Annotated in this window: 15 protein-coding genes; 3 read left to right on the top strand and 12 right to left on the bottom strand. The window is 66.6% G+C overall.

Going from position 1 to position 18,064, the window contains the following annotated elements; genetic code table 11:
- Positions 1-41 precede the first annotated feature (41 nt).
- The 12 genes from MU582_05415 to MU582_05360 all read right to left on the bottom strand — a co-directional run bounded on the left by MU582_05415 (position 42) and on the right by MU582_05360 (position 14,174).
- Complete coding sequence (locus MU582_05415; protein ID UPK76081.1) at positions 42-1,043, bottom strand: TAXI family TRAP transporter solute-binding subunit; 1,002 nt, start codon at positions 1,041-1,043, stop codon at positions 42-44.
- The gene (locus MU582_05410) at positions 1,015-2,310 is read right to left on the bottom strand and encodes a thymidine phosphorylase (protein ID UPK76080.1); all 1,296 of its coding nucleotides are present in this window, start codon (positions 2,308-2,310) and stop codon (positions 1,015-1,017) included. The genes MU582_05415 and MU582_05410 overlap by 29 nt, the downstream gene beginning before the upstream one ends.
- On the bottom strand, positions 2,303-2,707 hold the full coding sequence (locus tag MU582_05405) for a cytidine deaminase (protein ID UPK76079.1): 405 nt from the start codon (positions 2,705-2,707) through the stop codon (positions 2,303-2,305). The genes MU582_05410 and MU582_05405 overlap by 8 nt, the downstream gene beginning before the upstream one ends.
- Positions 2,708-2,712: 5 nt before the next feature.
- The gene (locus MU582_05400) at positions 2,713-4,068 is read right to left on the bottom strand and encodes an ABC transporter permease (GenBank protein ID UPK76078.1); all 1,356 of its coding nucleotides are present in this window, start codon (positions 4,066-4,068) and stop codon (positions 2,713-2,715) included.
- Complete coding sequence (locus MU582_05395) at positions 4,065-5,243, bottom strand: ABC transporter permease (protein UPK76077.1); 1,179 nt, start codon at positions 5,241-5,243, stop codon at positions 4,065-4,067. Before MU582_05395 ends, MU582_05400 begins: the two co-directional genes overlap by 4 nt.
- Positions 5,236-6,756: an ABC transporter ATP-binding protein gene (locus MU582_05390; GenBank protein ID UPK76076.1), complete on the bottom strand. Its 1,521-nt coding sequence runs from the start codon at positions 6,754-6,756 to the stop codon at positions 5,236-5,238. Before MU582_05390 ends, MU582_05395 begins: the two co-directional genes overlap by 8 nt.
- A 105-nt stretch (positions 6,757-6,861) precedes the next feature.
- The gene (locus MU582_05385; GenBank protein UPK76075.1) at positions 6,862-7,968 is read right to left on the bottom strand and encodes a BMP family ABC transporter substrate-binding protein; all 1,107 of its coding nucleotides are present in this window, start codon (positions 7,966-7,968) and stop codon (positions 6,862-6,864) included.
- 150 nt (positions 7,969-8,118) lie between these two features.
- Positions 8,119-9,291 carry an amidohydrolase gene (locus tag MU582_05380; protein UPK76074.1) on the bottom strand — a complete coding sequence of 391 codons (1,173 nt, stop codon included), beginning with the start codon at positions 9,289-9,291 and terminating at the stop codon, positions 8,119-8,121.
- 52 nt (positions 9,292-9,343) lie between these two features.
- Positions 9,344-10,636, bottom strand: a complete 1,293-nt coding sequence (locus MU582_05375) for an SGNH/GDSL hydrolase family protein (GenBank protein UPK76073.1) — start codon at positions 10,634-10,636, stop codon at positions 9,344-9,346.
- 117 nt (positions 10,637-10,753) lie between these two features.
- Positions 10,754-11,500: a succinate dehydrogenase/fumarate reductase iron-sulfur subunit gene (locus MU582_05370; protein ID UPK76072.1), complete on the bottom strand. Its 747-nt coding sequence runs from the start codon at positions 11,498-11,500 to the stop codon at positions 10,754-10,756.
- Complete coding sequence (locus MU582_05365) at positions 11,497-13,443, bottom strand: fumarate reductase/succinate dehydrogenase flavoprotein subunit (protein UPK76071.1); 1,947 nt, start codon at positions 13,441-13,443, stop codon at positions 11,497-11,499. The genes MU582_05370 and MU582_05365 overlap by 4 nt, the downstream gene beginning before the upstream one ends.
- On the bottom strand, positions 13,443-14,174 hold the full coding sequence (locus tag MU582_05360) for a succinate dehydrogenase cytochrome b subunit (protein UPK76070.1): 732 nt from the start codon (positions 14,172-14,174) through the stop codon (positions 13,443-13,445). Before MU582_05360 ends, MU582_05365 begins: the two co-directional genes overlap by 1 nt.
- A gap of 89 nt (positions 14,175-14,263) precedes the next feature.
- On the opposite strand from MU582_05360, the gene MU582_05355 reads away from it, so the two are divergent.
- The 3 genes from MU582_05355 to MU582_05345 all read left to right on the top strand — a co-directional run bounded on the left by MU582_05355 (position 14,264) and on the right by MU582_05345 (position 18,056).
- Positions 14,264-15,193: a LysR family transcriptional regulator gene (locus MU582_05355; GenBank protein ID UPK76069.1), complete on the top strand. Its 930-nt coding sequence runs from the start codon at positions 14,264-14,266 to the stop codon at positions 15,191-15,193.
- Between the two features lie 158 nt (positions 15,194-15,351).
- A complete protein-coding gene (locus MU582_05350; protein UPK76068.1) occupies positions 15,352-16,152 on the top strand; it encodes a hypothetical protein in 801 nt (266 codons plus the stop codon).
- Positions 16,153-16,184: 32 nt separating this feature from the next.
- Entirely contained in the window at positions 16,185-18,056 is a 1,872-nt protein-coding gene (locus MU582_05345; protein ID UPK76067.1) for a fumarate reductase/succinate dehydrogenase flavoprotein subunit, read from the top strand.
- Positions 18,057-18,064: the final 8 nt, after the last annotated feature.

The following is an 18,064-nucleotide window of genomic DNA, read 5'->3' as shown; positions in this document are numbered from 1 at the left end:
ACGTACTGTCCGTTCGATCGCGGGCGCTGGCGCATCCGACGTCAGACGTCGCCTCGCTGATCCCGGAAGTAGCGCAGGGCGCCCGGGTGCAAGTCGAGCGGACTCGTGAAGATTCCGGCCGAGAGGTTCGGCTGACCGACGCCCTCGGCCCTTGCGTCGATCTGTTCCTGTGCCTCGAACATCACCCGGGTGATTGCGTACGCGAGGTCGTTCGGCATCGCGGGGTCGGCAACGACGTAGTTCTTGACGCTGACGGTCTCGGTGGCTTCGCTCAGGCCGTAGGCGGAGGCGGGGATCGGGCCCGCGACGTACTCCGATGCGTACTCGCGGATCATCGCCGCCACGGTCGTTTCCAGACTGATCAGGCGGATTGGTATTTGGCCGCTCAGCTTGGAGATGGCGCCGTTGGGCAGTCCGCTGACGAAGAAGAACGCATCGATGTCGCCGGCAATCAGCGACTCCGTGTCGTCCTCCAGGCGTCGGGTCGACAGGTCGACGGCACTCAGTGGGGTGTCGTTGACGCCGAGGATGCGCGCAGCGACCAGACGGGTGCCGGAGTCGTGTCTCCCGACGCCGATTCGTTTGCCTCGTAGGTCGGCGACCGTTCGGATCGGCGACTCCGCGCGTACGACGAGATGGACGAAACTGTCATAGGTACGTGCAAGCGCAACGACGTCGAGCGGCCTCTCGTAGACGCCGCGGCCCTGGACGGCATCGGCCGCGGTATCGCCGAGCGTCATCGCGACATCGGCGTCGCCGGAGGCGACGAGTCGTAGGTTCGCAACGGATGCGTCGGTCTTCGAGATCTGGACATCAACGCCGAGCCGATCGACGAGGACGTCGCCGAGCGCATCGCCGTAACGCGCGAACACGCCACCGGGGTTGCCGGTCGCCAGCCTCAGGCGGGTGCCGGAGAAGGAGTCCCAGGAGTCACCGAAGCAGCCCGCGAGCGGAAGCAGCGCCGCCGTACCTATCCCTCGCAGAACGGTACGCCGGCTCCACAAGTCGATCGCCTCACCGGATGAGGTCGAGGACGATCTCACCGGGTCGGACGTCAGTGCCGGCCGCCGCTATGTCGTACGCGCCGTCGAGTGCGTCGAGTGCGCGGTTGAAACGCTCGGGTGTGTCGGTGTGCAGCGTCAGCAACGGCTGGCCCGCAGTGACGGTGTCGCCGGGCTTGGCATGTAGCTCGACTCCGGCCGCGGCTTGCACCGCTTCACCGGCCCGTGCCCGACCGGCGCCGAGTCGCCACGCGCACACACCGATATCGAACGCGTCGAGGCGCGCCAACACCCCGGAGCTCGGCGCGGTGACGGTCTGCGACTCCTTCGGCTGTGGCAACGCACTATCGGGATCGCCGCCCTGCGCCGCGATCATCCGACGCCACACATCCATCGCCCGGCCGTCTGCGAGTGCGTCTGCCGGGTCGACGTCGTCACGCCCGACGGCAGCGAGCATCTCGCGCGCAAGAGCGACGGTCAGCTCGACGACATCAGACGGGCCACCACCAGCAAGGACCTCGACCGACTCGCGTACCTCGACGGCATTGCCCGCCGTCAGGCCGAGCGGCGTCGCCATATCGGTGAGCAGGGCGGTGGTGCGTACGCCCGCATCGGTACCGAGCGCGACCATCGTCTCGGCCAGCTCGCGCGCATCGTCGTAGGACTTCATGAACGCACCGGAGCCGACCTTCACGTCGAGGACCAGGGAGCCCGTGCCCTCGGCGATCTTCTTGCTCATGATCGAGCTGGCGATCATCGGGATCGACTCGACCGTGCCGGTGACGTCGCGCAGCGCGTACAGCTTCTTGTCCGCCGGAGCCAAGCCCGAGCCTGCGGCACAGATGACCGCGCCGACCTCCTCGAGCTGGCCCATCAACGAATCGTTGGACAGGTCTGCTCGCCAACCCGGGATCGACTCCAACTTGTCGAGGGTGCCGCCCGTGTGGCCGAGCCCGCGGCCGGACAGCTGCGGCACTGCGACGCCGTACGACGCGACGAGTGGTGCGAGGGGCAACGTGATCTTGTCGCCGACTCCCCCGGTCGAGTGCTTGTCGGCGGTCGGGCGCGACAACCCGGAGAAGTCCATCCGCTCGCCCGACGCGATCATCGCGGCGGTCCAGCGGGCGATCTCGCGACGGTCCATGCCGTTGAGCAGGATCGCCATCGTCAGCGCCGACATCTGCTCGTCGGCGACCACGCCTCGGGTGTACGCGTCGACGATCCAGTCGATCTGGTCGTCGCTTAGCTCCTCACGATCGCGTTTCGCCGCGATGATCGTGACGGCGTCGTGCCGCTCCGGCTCACTCACTGTCGCCCTCCAGATCGTCTCGGCCGAACGCCTGCGGCAGCACGGCATCCATGCCGATGATGCCCGCCGGAGTGTCGACCAGTAGATCGGCTCCGCCATGCTCCCAGAGCAGCTGTCGGCAGCGCCCGCACGGCATCAGCCGCCGACCGTCGCCACCGCAGCAGGTGAACGCAACCAGCCGGCCCCCACCGCCCGCGATGAGGTCGGACACCATCCCGCACTCGGCGCACAGCGTGACGCCGTACGCGGCATTCTCCACATTGCAGCCGACGACAATGCGCCCGTCGTCGACGAGAGCAGCGGCGCCGACCGGGAAGTTCGAGTACGGCGCGTACGCCCGCTGCGCGACCTCGTCGGCCGCCGCCCGCAGTGCCGCCCAGTCGACGTTGCCAGCCACGGCGGTCAACTCTTCACGTACGGTTCGCCGTCGGCCGCCGGCGGGATCGCCCGGCCGACGAAACCGGCCACCACGATGATGGTCGCGAGGTACGGCGTCATGGCGAGCAGCTCAGTCGGCAGCTTGGCGAGGGTCTGCAGCTGAGTCTGCAGCTGGGAGACGAAACCGAAGAACAGCGCCGCCAACGCTGCTCCGCCGGGATGCCAGCGCCCCATGATCAACGCGGCAAGGGCGATGAAGCCCGTGCCCGCGGAGACGTCCTTGTCGAACGCACCCGTCGAGCCGACCGTGTAAAACGCTCCGCCGAGCCCCGCAAAGATGCCGCCGACGAGAACGGCCTGCCAACGTCGGCCGCGCACCTTGATGCCGACGGTGTCCGCGGCCGTCGGATGCTCCCCGACGGCTCGTACGCGCAGGCCCCAGCTGGTCTGGAACAACAGGAACCACGCGATCGGCACGCTGAAGTACATGATGTAGACGAGCCAGTTCTGGGCGAACAGCGCGGTGCCGACGATGGGGAGCTCGGAAAGACCGGGGATCTCCCAGGTCTCCAGGATCGGCGGGTTGTTCAGCAGATCCGTCTGGTCGGACGGGATCTGGTCGAGGAGGAACCCGGTGATGCCCGTCGCGAACACGACCAGCACGACGCCGAGCACGACCTGGTTGACCAGGTAGCGGATCGCGAACAGCGCGAGCAGCGCGCCGATGGCGATACCTGCGCCGATGCCGCCGAGGAGACCCATCCACGCGCTGTACGCGAGCGAGGCCGCAACCGATGCGAAGAACGCTCCGGCAAGGAACTGCGCCTCGATGCCGACATTGATCACGCCGGCCCGTTCGCACATCGCACCGCACAGCGCACCGAGTACGAGCGGCGTGGCGTACTGGATCGTGCCCTCGAGCGGGTTGGTCATCGGCAGTGGCGAGGGGGTGTCCTGACCGGAGTACGCCCAGGCGCAGAACCCGACGATGAACGCGATGCCGACCAGCGCGACCATGATGGCGAACAGCGGCCCGCGTCGTACGACCTTCGTTGCGAAGAGCACTAGCGCGACGACCGCGATGATCAGGCAGTAGAGCGCGAGCAACTTGCCGTCGTACGACACCGAGATCTCGTCGCTGTCGACCGACGGCGGCTGCAGCAGGAACGTGAAGTCGCCGTCGGCGGTCTTCCACCACATGAGCAGGAGAACGGCCGCCACGATCGCCAGAGTGGTTGTGATCCGGCGGTATCGGCTGCGCTCCACGGGGCTCGCCGCGACGACTTCTTCGGGCGGATCCGTTGGCGACGGATCGCTCGTCTGCAGCCCGCCGTCGGGGGACTGCTGCCCGTCTGCGGGTTGGTTCTCGTCGGTGCTCATGCGTTCCACCCCTTCGCCAGCACGGTCCCGCCGCCTTCGGTGGCGCGTACTCGGAACACCGCGCGTACCAACGCCGGCGCTGCGACGAACAGCACGATCATCGCCTGCAGCACGGTGGTCAGATCGAGTGGCGTGCCCGTCGACGCCTGCATCTGACGCCCACCGGTGGTCAGCGCACCGAACAGGATCGCGGCGAACACCGTGCCGCTCGGTGTCGCCCGGCCGAGCAACGAGACCGTGATCGCGTCGAAGCCGAGGGAACCGGCGATGCCGTCGGTCAGCGCGTCATCGTGACCGAGCACCTGTTGGTTGCCGGCGAGTCCGGCCAGCATTCCGGCGATGATCATCGCCAGGATGTACGCGCGCGCAACGCTCATGCCCGCCGTTGCCGACGCTGCCGGGTTGGCGCCGACCGAACGCATCTCGAAACCGATCGTCGAGCGCGACAGCAACCACCACACTCCGACCGCTGCGAGTAGTGCCACGAACACACCCGTGTGTACGCCCAAGAAGTCGGGGAACGACGCCGACCCGTCGACGACCGGGCTCTTCGGGTTGTTTGACCCCGGAACCTGGAAGGCGTCCAGCGTCAGCAGCCAGCGCAGGATCGCCAGCGCCACGTAGTTGAGCATGATCGTGACGATGACCTCGTGTGCGCCGGTTTGCGACTTGAGCACGCCGACGATGGCGCCCCAGATCGCACCGCCGAGCAGTCCGGCGAACAGCGCGACGATCAGGTGGAGTACGGGCGGGAGGTCCCAGGTGAAGCCGACGTACCCAGCGCAGATGGAGCCAGCGATGATCTGGCCCTGCGCACCGATGTTGAACAACCCGACACGGAAGGCCAGCGTCACGCCGAGACCCGCACATGCCAACGGGGCGGCGCGTTCGAGAGTCGAAGCGATTGCGTCTCCCGAGCCGAACGAACCCTTCAGCAGCGCCCAGTACGAGTCGACGATCGCCTCGCCCGCCGCTGAGAGAGTGTCCCACGGATAGGAGAAGAAGTAGTCGAGTGACGAGACGACCTCGTCGTTACTGACGACGATGAGCACGGCGCCGACCACCAGCGCGAGCACGATCGACAGGAACGTCAGCCAGATCGACGGGATCCACTCGCTGATGACCGAACGTGGCGCATTCTTCGGTGCCGACTCACTCGTCTCGGGCTCAGGCATTGCTCGCCTCCTCCGGGGTGGCGCCCGCCATCAGCAGGCCGAGTTGCTCGCGCGGCGTATCGGGCGTGACGATGCCGGCGATGCGCCCGCCGTACATCACGGCGATTCGATCGGACAGGCCGACGATCTCGTCCAGCTCGGTCGAGACGATGAGGATTGCCGTGCCGTTCTCGCGCTCGGCCATGATCCGCTTGTGCACGAACTCGATCGACCCGACATCGAGACCCCGGGTCGGCTGCGAGGCGACCAGCAGCCGTAGTGGCCGTGACAGCTCGCGGGCGAGAACGACCTTCTGCTGGTTGCCGCCGGACAGCGATCCGACGGCCTCCGTCGCACCTTGGGTACGAATGTCGAACTCGGCGATGCGGTGCTCGGCGTTCTCGTAGATCTTGTCCCAGCGCAGCTGTAGTCCGGAGGAGAAATCGTCGCTCTGATACAGGTCGAGGATGAGGTTCTCGGCCACGGTGAACGAGTCGACGAAACCGTCGTGCTTGCGGTCCTCGGGCACGTACCCGATGCCCGCGCGCAGGCTGCGGGCCGGACCGTAGCCGCTGACGTCGGTGCCGGCGAGACCGATCTTGCCGGTCGCCGGACGGGTGAGGCCGAGCAGTGCGGAGACGAGCTCGGTCTGGCCGTTGCCTTGTACACCCGCGAGACCGAGCACCTCGCCCGCGCGTACGTCCAGCGATACGTCGTCGACGGCGGTGTGGCCACGCTCGTCGATGACAGTGAGGTCGCGTACCTCCAGGACAGGGTCTCCGATGTCGACTGATGCGGATCTGTCAACGGTGAGGCTGACCTCGCGACCGACCATGAGCTCGGCGAGCTCGGACTCCGACGCCGACGGCTCGGCGGTGGCGACGACCTTGCCGCGACGGATGACCGTGATGCGATCGGCGACCGCCCGGACTTCCTTCAGCTTGTGGGTGATGAAGACGATCGACGTGCCGTTGTCGCGCAGCTGGCGCATGATCGTGAACAGCTCGTCGGTCTCTTGCGGCGTCAGCACCGCGGTCGGCTCGTCGAGGATCAGCACCTCGGCGTCCTTGATCAAGGCCTTGAGGATCTCGACGCGCTGCTGCACGCCGACCGAGACATCGGCGACCTTCGCACCGGGGTCGACGCTGAGTCCGTAACGCTGGGACAGCTCGCGTACGAGCGCCGCCGCCTTGCGTCTGCTGAGCACACCGGGGAGCGCGGTCTCCTCGTGGCCGAGCATGACGTTTTCGGCGACGGTGAAGACGGGTACGAGCATGAAGTGCTGGTGCACCATGCCGATGCCTGCGTCGATCGCGTCGCCCGGGCTACGGATCGCCAACGGCTTGCCGTCGGCCAGGATCTCGCCCTCGTCGGGTTCGAGCAGGCCGTACAGCATGTTCATCAGCGTCGACTTGCCGGCGCCGTTCTCACCGAGCAGACAGTGGATCTCACCGGGCTCGACGGTCAGGTCGATCTTGTCGTTGGCCGTGAACGAACCGAACCGCTTGGTCAGTCCACGAATCTCGAGTTGCACCTTTGCACTCCTACCCCGTGCCCTCGGTCAGGTTCTCTGCGCTGGACACCAATGACCGCCACGGAAGGGATAGCGATGCGCTACCCCTTCCGTGGCGGACGGGATCTACTGCGGTGACGACGGTGAGTTGACCTCGATGTCGCCGCTGATGATGTCCTCGCGGACCTGGTCGATCTGGTCCTTGAGCTCCTGGTCGATGTCGCCCTCGAGGTCGGAGCCGAGCGTCAGGTCGGTGCCTTCGTTCTCCAGCGTGCCGATGTAGGTCTTGTTGTCGAACTCGTCATGGACGGAGTCGGCGATCGCATCCTCGACCGCGACGTCCATGCCCTTGACGACGCTGCCGAGCAGTACGTCGCAGTACTCCTCGGCGCTGACGCAGCCGTCGGTGTCGACCCAGATCGCCTTGACATCGCCGCCGGAGTCCTTCGCCGCCTGCAGGCCACCGAGGCCAGCCGGACCGGCGACCGGGAAGATCACGTCGGCACCCTGAGCGATCAGCGAGTCCGCGCTGGTCTGACCCTTGGACTTGTTCTCGAAGTCCTGGGTGAAGACGCCCTTCTTGGACTGCTCGTCCCAGCCGATCACCTTGACGTCGGTGTCGTTCTCCTCGTTGTAGTACTGCACGCCCTCCCAGTAGCCGTCCATGAAGATGGTGACGGTCGGGATCTCGAGGCCGCCGAACGTACCGACCGTGCCCGTCTGCGTCGAACCGGCGGCGAGGTAGCCGGCCAGGAAGCTCGACTGGGCCGTGTCGAAGGCGAGACCGCGAACGTTCTTCAGCGGCTTCTCGTACACGTTGTCGACGATCGCGTAGTCGATGTCGGGGTTCTGCTTCGCGGACATCTCGGTCGCCTCGGCGAGCTTGAAGCCGACGGTGATGATCGAGTTGCACTTCTGCCCGACCATGGCCTTCAGGTTGTCTGGGTAGTCACTGTCGGTCTGTGACTCGATCTCGGCGGTCTGGATGCCGAGCTGCTCCTTGGCGTCGGTCAGGCCCTTGTGGGAGGTCTGGTTGAACGACTTGTCGTCGAACCCTCCGGAGTCGGAGACCATGCACGCCTTGAAGTCGGGATTGCTCTCGGTGGGCTCGCTGGTCTCGTTCGCGTTGTCGCTCGAACCGCTGTCGTTGTCGTCGTCGGGTCGGTCGCCGCATCCTGCAAGCACCAGAACCGAGATAGCCGCGAGGGTCGCGATCCGTCCCGTCGTCTTCACCGGGCCTCCTAGAGTCGAGTTGCATCGCAGCGCCCGCTGCGCCACGGCAGTCTAGTCATCTTGCGGGTCCCAAATGCCGGAACGGCGGCGCTGGAACCAACTCGATATCGACTCGTGATCTCGGCGGCCGTAACTCGAAGTGACCGGCCCTCACATCGTGTCGACGGCGACGGTCGCGAGCAGCTTCGCACCGATGTCGACGGCCCGCTCGTCGACCCGAAGACTGCCCTGGTGGAGGTCGTACGTCGGCCCTCCGGGCGAGCGAGTGCCGAGGCGACCCATCGCACCGGGTACGCGCTCGAGGTACCAGGCGAAGTCTTCGCCGCCGAGGCTCTGCCCGGCGGCCGCGACCGCTCCCCCGCCGAGCGTCGACTCGACCGCCCGGCGCAGCGCTGACGTGCACGTCGCGTCGTTGACGACCGGCGGCACTCCACGTACGTAGGTCACATCTGCGCTCACGCCGTACGGGGCGATCAGATCGCGGATCAGCGTTCGTACGAGATGCTCGGCCTCGTGCCACGCAGCGGCGTCGAGCATCCGCAACGTGCCGGCGATCTCGCCACTGGACGGGATGACGTTCAGGGCGTTGCCGGCCTGGATGACGCCCCACACCATGCTCGCGCCGGCACGCGGGTCGAGCCGGCGTGACAGCGCGGCCGGGAGCTGGGTGAGCAGTGCGGACAAGGCGAACGTGAGGTCTTGGGTGAGGTGCGGGCGCGAGGTGTGGCCGCCGCGTCCGGTCAGCCGGACCCGGATCGAGTCGCAGGCGCCGGTGATCGCACCCTCGCGCAGGCCGACCTGGCCGACGTCGACCGACGGGTCGCAGTGCACGGCGAAGATCCGGTCGACGCCCTCGAGCGCGTCGGCGTCGATCACCTTGTGGGCGCCGCCCGGCATGATCTCCTCCGCGGGCTGGAACAGCAGCCGCACGCGTACCGGCAGCGGCGTCTCCGCATGCACGGTGTTGAGTGCGAGCGCGGCTCCGACCAGCGCGCTGGTGTGCACATCGTGCCCGCACGCGTGCGCAACCCCGGGCGTACGCGAACGCCACGGGTCGGTGGTGGTGTCTTCGAGCGGCAGCGCATCCATGTCGCCGCGTAGCGCGACGATCGGGCGGCCGGGCGTGCCGACCTCGGCAACGACCCCGCTGCCGTTCAGCCGTTCGTACGACACCCCGCCCTTGTCGAGCATCGCGACCACGGCGTCGGTCGTACGCTCCTCGTGCCACGCGAGCTCCGGATGCGCGTGGAGATCCCGCCGCAGGTCGCGCAGCTCGACGCTCAGGTCATCGACCGCCTTCGCGATCGCATCGGGAGTGGGCACATACCCGAGGCTATCCCTGCCGCCCCGGCGCCACGTGGCAGGTCGGCTCCGGTCAGTCGAGCAGTTCCTCGAACTCGTCCGCGTACGCCTCGTGGCCGTCCTTGTTCGGGTGGTACGACTCGACGAACACGGGGTCGTTGAACGGGTTGACGGAGAGTCCGTGGATCCAGGGGTCGGGCGGCGGCGGTGCCCCGCGGTACCAGTAGTACTGACTCATCACATCCGACTCGTGGCCGTCGAAGGCGTCGGTGACGTCGGCGACCTCGAACCCGTGCTCGTCGGCCTGCTGCTCGATCACATCCGTCAGATCTCCCTGCGCCTCGTTCATCGCAGTCTCTTCGGCGTTGCTCAGCGGCCCACCGCCCTCGCCGTCGACGAGCTGCGGGTACGTCCCGACCACAATGGTCGCGTTGGGCGCCCGGGCACGGATCTCGGCGTAGAGAGCGTCCAGATCTTCGGGTAGCTCCTCGTTGATCTGGCGACGCGACTCCTCGATGCTCCCGGTGCCGTCCCCGGTGACCGAGTCGCGTACCGCATCGCCGAACCCGACGTTGTTGCCGCCGGCGGTGATCGTGACGTACTCCGTGTCGGGGCCGAGGGTGTGCAGCTGGTCTTGGATATCGGTGGTCGTCGCCCCGTTGACGGCGCGGTGGTCGAGGTTGAGGTTCAACCGATCGGCGAGCAGCTCGGGGTACGCGTTCTCCGAACGGTACGGATTGGGCCCGTCACCCGGGTAGTCCTTGTACTTGCCCGCTCCGGTGCCCGCCGAGTACGAGTCGCCGAGCGCGACGTACTCGGGATTGTTCATCATCGCCGCTCGGTCTCCGACTTCCGATTGGAAGGCCTCGAGCTTGGGCATGGCGAGGGATGGCCATTGGAGCAGCAGGTCCGCGACCGTCTCGGCATCGGAGTCGAGCGTCTCCTCGAGGGAGCGGTACTCCGCGCGAAGCGCCGCCTCCTCCTCTGATCGGGCATCCGCGATCTTGTCTTTACGATCGTCGGCATCGTCGGGTACGAAGAAGTCGTTGGCTTTCGCGTGCTTCCAACGCTCGTTGATGTCGTCGACACCCTTGTCGAACAGCTCGACGCAGTCGGCAAACGTGTCGACCGCCCCGCGGCACACTCGAGCGCCCGCTGCGGACGCCAGCGCCTCCTCTTGGACCGAACCGACCGGCACCGTGATCTTGCCGTCCAGTTCACCGTCGACAGCATCCGCCGCGGCCTGTGAAGGCCCGTCGAGCGCGGTCATCACCGCATCGAGGTCGGCTGCCGCGGTCGACATGCCATTGGCAGTGCCCCGGATCGCTCCGGGGGTACTTGGGTAATGCTCGAAAGGCGGACCCATGACCGGACCATAGCCAGGCACAGGGTCAGATCATCGCGCTCGGGCACACCGCTCGGTCCTCGGGCGAGAGATGACAGCCGCTCGTCACGCAGCCGTCATGTCACGTACATCAGCGGCTCAGGCGTCGCCCTTGGCCAGCGCACCGAGCAGGTCGCGGTTGAGTCGCGAGATGTCGGAGATGTCGATGCCCTTCGGGCACACTGCCGTGCACTCGCCGATCTGCGTACAGCCGCCGAAGCCTTCGGCGTCGTGCTGAGCGACCATGCCGATGACCCGGGAGTCGCGCTCGGGCTGGCCTTGCGGGAGCAGACCGAGGTGGGTCACCTTCGCTGCGGTGAACAGCATCGCCGAGCCGTTCGGGCACGCTGCGACACACGCACCGCAGCCGATGCAGGTGGCCGCGTCGAACGCATGGTCAGCCGACTTCTTCGGCACCGGAACGGCGTGCGCGTCGGGCGCGGCACCCGTTGGCGCGCTGATGTAGCCGCCCGCCTGGATGATCCGGTCGAACGCGCTGCGATCGACGACGAGGTCCTTGACCACCGAGAACGGCTGTGCACGCCACGGCTCGACGTCGATCACGTCGCCGTCGGAGAAGCTGCGCATGTGCAGCTGGCACGTCGTTGTGTTCTCCGGCCCGTGTGCGATGCCGTTGATGACGACGCCGCACATGCCGCAGATGCCCTCGCGGCAGTCGTGGTCGAACGCGATCGGGTCGTCACCTGCCAGCGTGAGCTGCTCGTTGAGTACGTCGAGCATCTCGAGGAACGACATGTCGGGTGACACGTCGTCGACGCGGTACGTGACCATCTTGCCCTTGTCGTCGGCGTTCTTCTGCCGCCAGACGCGAAGTGTGATCTTCACTTGTAGCTCCGCTGCTTCATCTCGACGTACTCGTACTTGAGATCTTCCTTGCGTAGAACGGGTTTCCCGCCCTCACCGCCGTACTCCCAGGCACCGACGTACGCGAAGTTCTCGTCATCACGCAGCGCCTCGCCGTCTTCGGTCTGGCTCTCTGCACGGAAGTGTCCGCCACACGACTCGGCCCGGTGCAGGGCGTCGATGCACATCAGCTCGCCCAACTCGAAGAAGTCGGCGACGCGGCCGGCCCGCTCGAGGGTCTGGTTGAGCTCTTCGTTCTGGCCCGTCACCTTGACGTTGCTCCAGAACTCCTCCTTGAGCTCACGGATGAGCTCGATGGCCTTGAGCAGCCCGCCCTCCGTACGCTCCATGCCGCAGTACTCCCACATGATGTTGCCGAGGTCGCGGTGGAAGGAGTCGACAGTACGGTCGCCGTTGATCGACAGCAGCGTGTCGATCCGGTTGCGTACCGACTCTGCCGCCTCTTGCGCAGCCGGATGCGACTCGTCGAGGTCGTCGAACGGGCCGTTCGCGAGGTAGTCGTTGATCGTTGCCGGGAGCACGAAGTAGCCGTCCGCGAGGCCCTGCATCAGCGCGCTCGCTCCGAGGCGGTTGGCGCCGTGGTCGGAGAAGTTCGCCTCACCGGTCACGAACAGGCCCGGGATGGAGCTCTGCAGGTCGTAGTCGACCCACAGTCCGCCCATCGTGTAATGCACCGCGGGGTAGATGCGCATCGGCACCTCGTACGGGTTCTCCCCCGTGATCTGCTGGTACATGTCGAAGAGGTTTCCGTACTTCGCCTCTACCGCGTCGCGGCCCATCCGGCCGATCGCGTCGGCGAAGTCGAGGTAGACCCCGAGGCCGCCGGGGCCGACGCCACGTCCCTCGTCGCACACGTACTTCGCTGCACGAGACGCGATGTCGCGGGGCACGAGGTTGCCGAACGACGGGTACTGCCGCTCCAGGTAGTAGTCGCGCTCGTCCTCGGGGATCTGCCGTGGATCGCGCTCGTCGCCGCCCTTCTTCGGCACCCAGATCCGGCCGTCGTTACGCAACGACTCGCTCATCAGCGTCAACTTGCTCTGGTGATCGCCGCTGACCGGAATGCACGTCGGGTGGATCTGTGTGTAACAGGGGTTCGCGAACAACGCTCCCTTGCGGTGCGCACGCCACGTCGCCGTGACGTTGCAGCCCATCGCGTTCGTGGACAGGAAGAACACATTCCCGTACCCGCCGGACGCGAGCACGACCGCATCGGCGAAATGCGTCTCGATCTCGCCGGTCGTCATGTCGCGGACGATGATGCCCCGCGCCTTGCCGTCGACGACGATCAGCTCCAGCATCTCGTGCCGGGTGTTCATCTCGACGGTGCCGGCCGAGATCTGCCGCTCCAACGCCTGGTACGCGCCGATCAGCAGCTGCTGCCCGGTCTGGCCGCGCGCATAGAACGTACGCGAGACCTGCACTCCGCCGAACGAACGGTTGTCGAGCAGACCGCCGTACTCGCGGGCGAACGGGACACCCTGCGCAACGCACTGGTCGATGATCTCGACGCTCACCTGGGCAAGGCGGTAGACGTTCGACTCGCGTGAGCGGAAGTCACCGCCTTTGACCGTGTCGTAGAACAGTCGGTAGATGCTGTCGCCGTCGTTGCGGTAGTTCTTCGCCGCGTTGATGCCGCCCTGCGCGGCGATCGAGTGCGCGCGCCGAGGGCTGTCCTGGTAGCAGAAGCTCTTCACGTGGTAGCCGGCCTCGCCGAGAGTCGCGGCCGCCGACGCACCGGCGAGTCCGGTACCGACGACGATCACGGAGAGCTTGCGCCGGTTGGCGGGGTTGACGAGGCGGGCGTTGAACTTGCGGAAGTCCCAGCGCTCGCTGATCGGGCCGGAGGGCGCCGTCAGATCGGCGATCTGTTCGCCCTCGTCATAGAGGTCGTAGTCGGTCATCAGCTACCAGCTCCGAAGAAGAAGACGGCGAAGGGAACGGTGAGGAAGCCGCCGGTGATGAGCACCGCCAGCACGGTCGCGTAGATGTTGAACCGACGTCGACGGGCCGGGTGGGTGTTGGCGCCGAGCGTCGCCAGCGCGCTCCAGAACCCGTGCCGCAGATGGAATCCGACCGCGAGCAGCGCGATGGTGTACGGGAGTACGACCCACCACAGCTCGAAGCCGTTGACGACCCGCTCGTACTTGCTGTCGGACGCGCCACCGGGCGAGATGTAGTTCGGCAGCATCTGCAGCACGTGGGCGATGATGAACAACGCCAGCACGACGCCGCCCCAGCGCATCGTGAACGACGCGTACGTACGCTGCACACCGCGGCGGTTCTTGGTGCTCTGGTAGCGCTGACCACCGCCCGTACGCGCCGACGAGCTGCGCGCGCGACGCCACAGCGTGACCGCGGCATAGATGTGCACGAGGACGGCAGCGAGCAGAACCACGCGCATGATCCACAGCACGCCGTCGTGCGGCAGGTACGGGTAGAACATGTCTCGAAGGCCGTGCAGGTAGCCGTCGAACGAGTCCTGGCCCTGGAAGAACTTCAGGTTGCCGTACATATGGACGAGCAGGTACACCAGCATGATCACGCCGGAGACCGCCATCGACGCCTTCAGAGCTACGGTCGAGCGCCATGCCGCCGACCGGCGTTGCGCCGGAGTCAGAGTCTTGGTCACCACGTCGTCACAGTAAGCCGAGCTGCGCACACGCCGCCAAGTCAAACTTAGGCTGACTTTCATAGCCATCCGCTATGAAAGTACGCTGAGGCATGCAGATTCAGCAGCTCTCGTACTTCGTCACGGTCGCTCGTGTGCGCAACTTCACACGCGCCGCGGACGCAATGGGGGTCGCCCAACCCACCTTGTCCAAACAGATCCGCGTACTCGAGAACTCCTTGGGCAGCGCGCTGTTCGTACGCGACCGAGGCGGCGTGTCACTGACCGCCGCAGGCGAGGCGCTCCTCCCGCATGCCCGTCGCATCGTGATCGACGTGGAGAACGCGCAGCGCGCCGTACAGGAGGTGGCCGGCATGCAGCGCGGACGAATCCGCCTCGGCGCCACGCCCTCACTGTGCGACGGCCTGCTCGCGGATGCGTTGCACCGCTTCCGTAACCGCTATCCCGGAATCGACGTCGCCGTCGAGGAGGGTGGGTCACGCGACCTCACTCGCTCGCTCGGGCGCGGGCAGCTGGACCTCGCGCTCGTCATCGTGCCGCTCACCGACGATGAGCGCGACCTCGAGACGACGCCGATCCTGCGCGAGAGCCTCGTACTCGCAAGCCCCGCCGAGCAGCACGACCTGCCCGCGCGGATGGCGGTCGGGCAGCTCCGCGACCGCCCGATGGTGATGTTCCGCGACGGGTACGACCTGCGTGAGACGACGTTGAACGCTTGTCACGCGGCGGGCTTCGAGCCGACCTTCTCGGTCGAGGGCGGCGAGATGAACGCCGTGCTCCGCTTCGTCGAGGCCGGCCTCGGTGTCGCCGTCGTACCGAGCATGGTGCTCGGTACGCGACCCAAGCTGCGCGCGACGCTCCTCGAACGACCGCGGCTCGAGCGTACGATCGCGTTGGCACATCGACGGGCCGACATCCTTCCGCAGACCGCGATCGCCTTCAAACGTGACCTGATCGAGCATCTCGCCGCGCTCGGCCCCGACGACCTCGGAGAGGATCTCGAGCTGCTCCCCGTCCCGTGACGGCAGCGGGGGCCGTGTACAACGCGCGCATGGCGTACGCGCGCTCGTACCCCGAAACGATCCGAGAACGCCACCGCTGACGCCCTTCCACTCCGAGCCGATTAGGTGCAGACTGCCCTCACACAGGTGATCGCCGTCACAGCGAGGAGTCGGACTGCATGACGACCGGGGTGGGCAGCCCAGGACGGGCTCGGATCCAGGCCAAGACCTTGCGACCGGACCGCTGGTGGCTTCCACCACTTGGCATCGGCGCAATCCTGGTCTTCTTCATCGCGTACGCGACCGTGCGCTCCTTCATGAACAAGTGGTACTGGGTCGACCAGTCGCACTACCTGACGCCGCTGTACTCCCCGTGTCTGAGCAACTCGTGCGTGCCGGGGTCGAGCCACTTCGGCACACCGTTCGGCGACTGGCCGTCGTTCCTCCCGCTCGCCATCATCACGTTGGCGGTCGTCGGCGGCTTCCGCGTCACCTGCTACTACTACCGCAAGGCCGGCTACCGCTCGCTCTGGCAGGCGCCGACGGCTTGCGCAGTGCCCGAGCCACACAGCAAGTACACCGGTGAGACGCGGTTCCCGCTGATCATCATGAACGCCCACCGCTACTTCTTCTATCTCGCCGCGTTGTTCTTGCTGATCAACCTCTACGACATGGTGCTGTCGTTCCACGGGGTCGACGGCGGCATCGGCATGGGCCTTGGCACGCTCATCATCCTGGTCAACGTGATCATGCTCGGCCTCTACACAATGTCGTGCCATGCCTGCCGACACGTGGTCGGCGGCCGACTGAGGCATTTCTCCAAGCACCCGATCCGCTACCGGTACTGGACGCTGGCCTCCAAGCTCAACACGCGTCACGGACAGTTCGCGATGATCTCGCTCTTCACCGTCATCGCGACCGACGCGTACATCATGTCGGTCTCGGCCGACTGGTTCTCCGACCCGCGCATCTTCAACTAGTACGACAGACGAGCCGCGCATCCCCTGACGACATGGAGCACACGCAAGGCATGGCCGACGAAACAAGACATCCGATGACCGGCAACCGGATGGACGCAGAGCCCGAGACCTCGTCGCACGGATTCGAGACCCACGACTACGACGTCGTCGTCATCGGCGCGGGCGGTGCCGGCCTGCGCGCCGCGATCGCCGCGCACGACGCCGGCGCCAAGGTGGCGATCGTGTGCAAGTCGCTGCTCGGCAAGGCGCACACCGTCATGGCCGAGGGCGGCGCTGCCGCCGCGATGGGCAACCTGTGGCCCGACGACAACTGGAAGGTCCACTTCCGCGACACTATGCGCGGCGGCAAGATGCTGAACAACTGGCGCATGGCACAGGTCCATGCACAGGAAGCGCCCGACCGCGTACTCGAGCTCGAGGAGTGGGGCGCGCTGTTCGACCGTACGCCCGACGGTCTGATCTCCCAGCGCGACTTCGGTGGGCACCGGTACGCCCGGCTCGCACACGTCGGCGACCGTACTGGCCTCGAGATGATCCGTACGCTGCAGCAACGTGCTGTCGCGCTCGGCATCGACGTGTTCATGGAGTTCACCGTCACGGAGCTGTGCAAGGCCGATGACCGCATCGTGGGTGCGGTCGGCTACTGGCGTGAGACCGGCCGCTTCGTCGTGTTCAACGCACCGAGCGTCGTACTCGCGACCGGCGGCATCGGCCGTTCGTTCCAGGTGACCAGCAACTCGTGGGAGTACACCGGCGACGGCCATGCGCTCGCGATGCGGGCCGGAGCGTCGTTGATCAACATGGAGTTCGTGCAGTTCCACCCGACCGGCATGGTGTGGCCCATGTCGGTACGCGGGCTGCTGGTCACCGAGTCCGTACGCGGCGACGGCGGCATCCTGAAGAACTCCGACGGCGAGCGCTTCATGTTCAACTACATCCCCGACTTCTTCAAGGCCGAGACCGCCGACTCCGTTGAGGAGGCCGACGGCTGGTACGAGGACAAGAAGAACAACCGCCGCCCGCCCGAGCTCTTGCCGCGCGATGAGGTTGCCCGCGCGATCAACTCCGAGGTCAAGGCGGGCAGAGGCACCGAGCACGGCGGGGTCTACCTCGACATCGCCTCGCGCCGCGACCCGGAGTTCATCCGTCGCCGACTGCCGTCGATGTATCACCAGTTCAAGGAACTGGCCGGCGTCGACATCACCAAGGAGCCGATGGAGATCGGCCCGACCTGCCACTACGTGATGGGCGGTGTCGAGGTCGACCCGGACACGCAGCAGAGCTCGGTCGAGGGCCTGTACGCGGCCGGCGAGGTCTCCGGCGGCATGCACGGCTCGAACCGGCTCGGCGGCAACTCGCTCTCGGATCTGCTCGTGTTCGGGCGGCGTGCCGGCGAGTGTGCGGCGGAGAACGCAACCAAGCACTCGAGCAGTAGGGTGTCCGTATCCGACTCCGCGGCGACAACGGCCGCCGACGACGCACTCGCCCCGTTCGCCGAGGAAGGTGGCGAGAACCCGTACACGATCCAGAAGGATCTGCAGGACGTCATGCATCGCCTCGTCGGAATCATCCGCAAACGCGAGGAGCTGACGAGCTCGCTGTCGGAGCTGGAGCAGCTGAAGGCCCGCGCCAAACATCTGTCCGTCGAAGGCAATCGGCAGTACAACCCGGGCTGGCATCTGTCGATCGACCTGGCCAACATGCTGATCGTGTCCGAATGCGTGGCGAAGGCCGCGCTGGAGCGCGAGGAGTCGCGCGGCGGACATACGCGCGAGGACTTCCCGATGGCCTCCGACGAATGGGGCCAGATCAATCTCGTACTGACCTACGACGGCGAGTCCGTCGATTTGGCGCGCCAGCCGCTGCCGGTGATGCCCGACGATCTGAAGGAACTGTTCGAATGAGCGCGACG

The organism is Nocardioidaceae bacterium SCSIO 66511 (genome assembly GCA_023100825.1).
Lineage (GTDB): Bacteria > Actinomycetota > Actinomycetes > Propionibacteriales > Nocardioidaceae > Solicola.
Note: the sequence above shows the minus strand (reverse complement) of the source record. Positions and strands in the feature narration are given on the sequence as shown.

What these genes read in the sequence shown, in the direction of transcription:
- MU582_05400 (UPK76078.1), bottom strand. Translation starts at nt 4,068, where the DNA reads ATGAGCACCGACGAGAACCAACCCGCAGACGGGCAGCAGTCCCCCGAC.
- MU582_05375 (UPK76073.1), bottom strand. Translation starts at nt 10,636, where the DNA reads ATGGGTCCGCCTTTCGAGCATTACCCAAGTACCCCCGGAGCGATCCGG.
- MU582_05355 (UPK76069.1), top strand. Translation starts at nt 14,264, where the DNA reads ATGCAGATTCAGCAGCTCTCGTACTTCGTCACGGTCGCTCGTGTGCGC.
- MU582_05345 (UPK76067.1), top strand. Translation starts at nt 16,185, where the DNA reads ATGGAGCACACGCAAGGCATGGCCGACGAAACAAGACATCCGATGACC.
- MU582_05365 (UPK76071.1), bottom strand. Translation starts at nt 13,443, where the DNA reads ATGACCGACTACGACCTCTATGACGAGGGCGAACAGATCGCCGATCTG.
- MU582_05350 (UPK76068.1), top strand. Translation starts at nt 15,352, where the DNA reads ATGACGACCGGGGTGGGCAGCCCAGGACGGGCTCGGATCCAGGCCAAG.
- MU582_05395 (UPK76077.1), bottom strand. Translation starts at nt 5,243, where the DNA reads ATGCCTGAGCCCGAGACGAGTGAGTCGGCACCGAAGAATGCGCCACGT.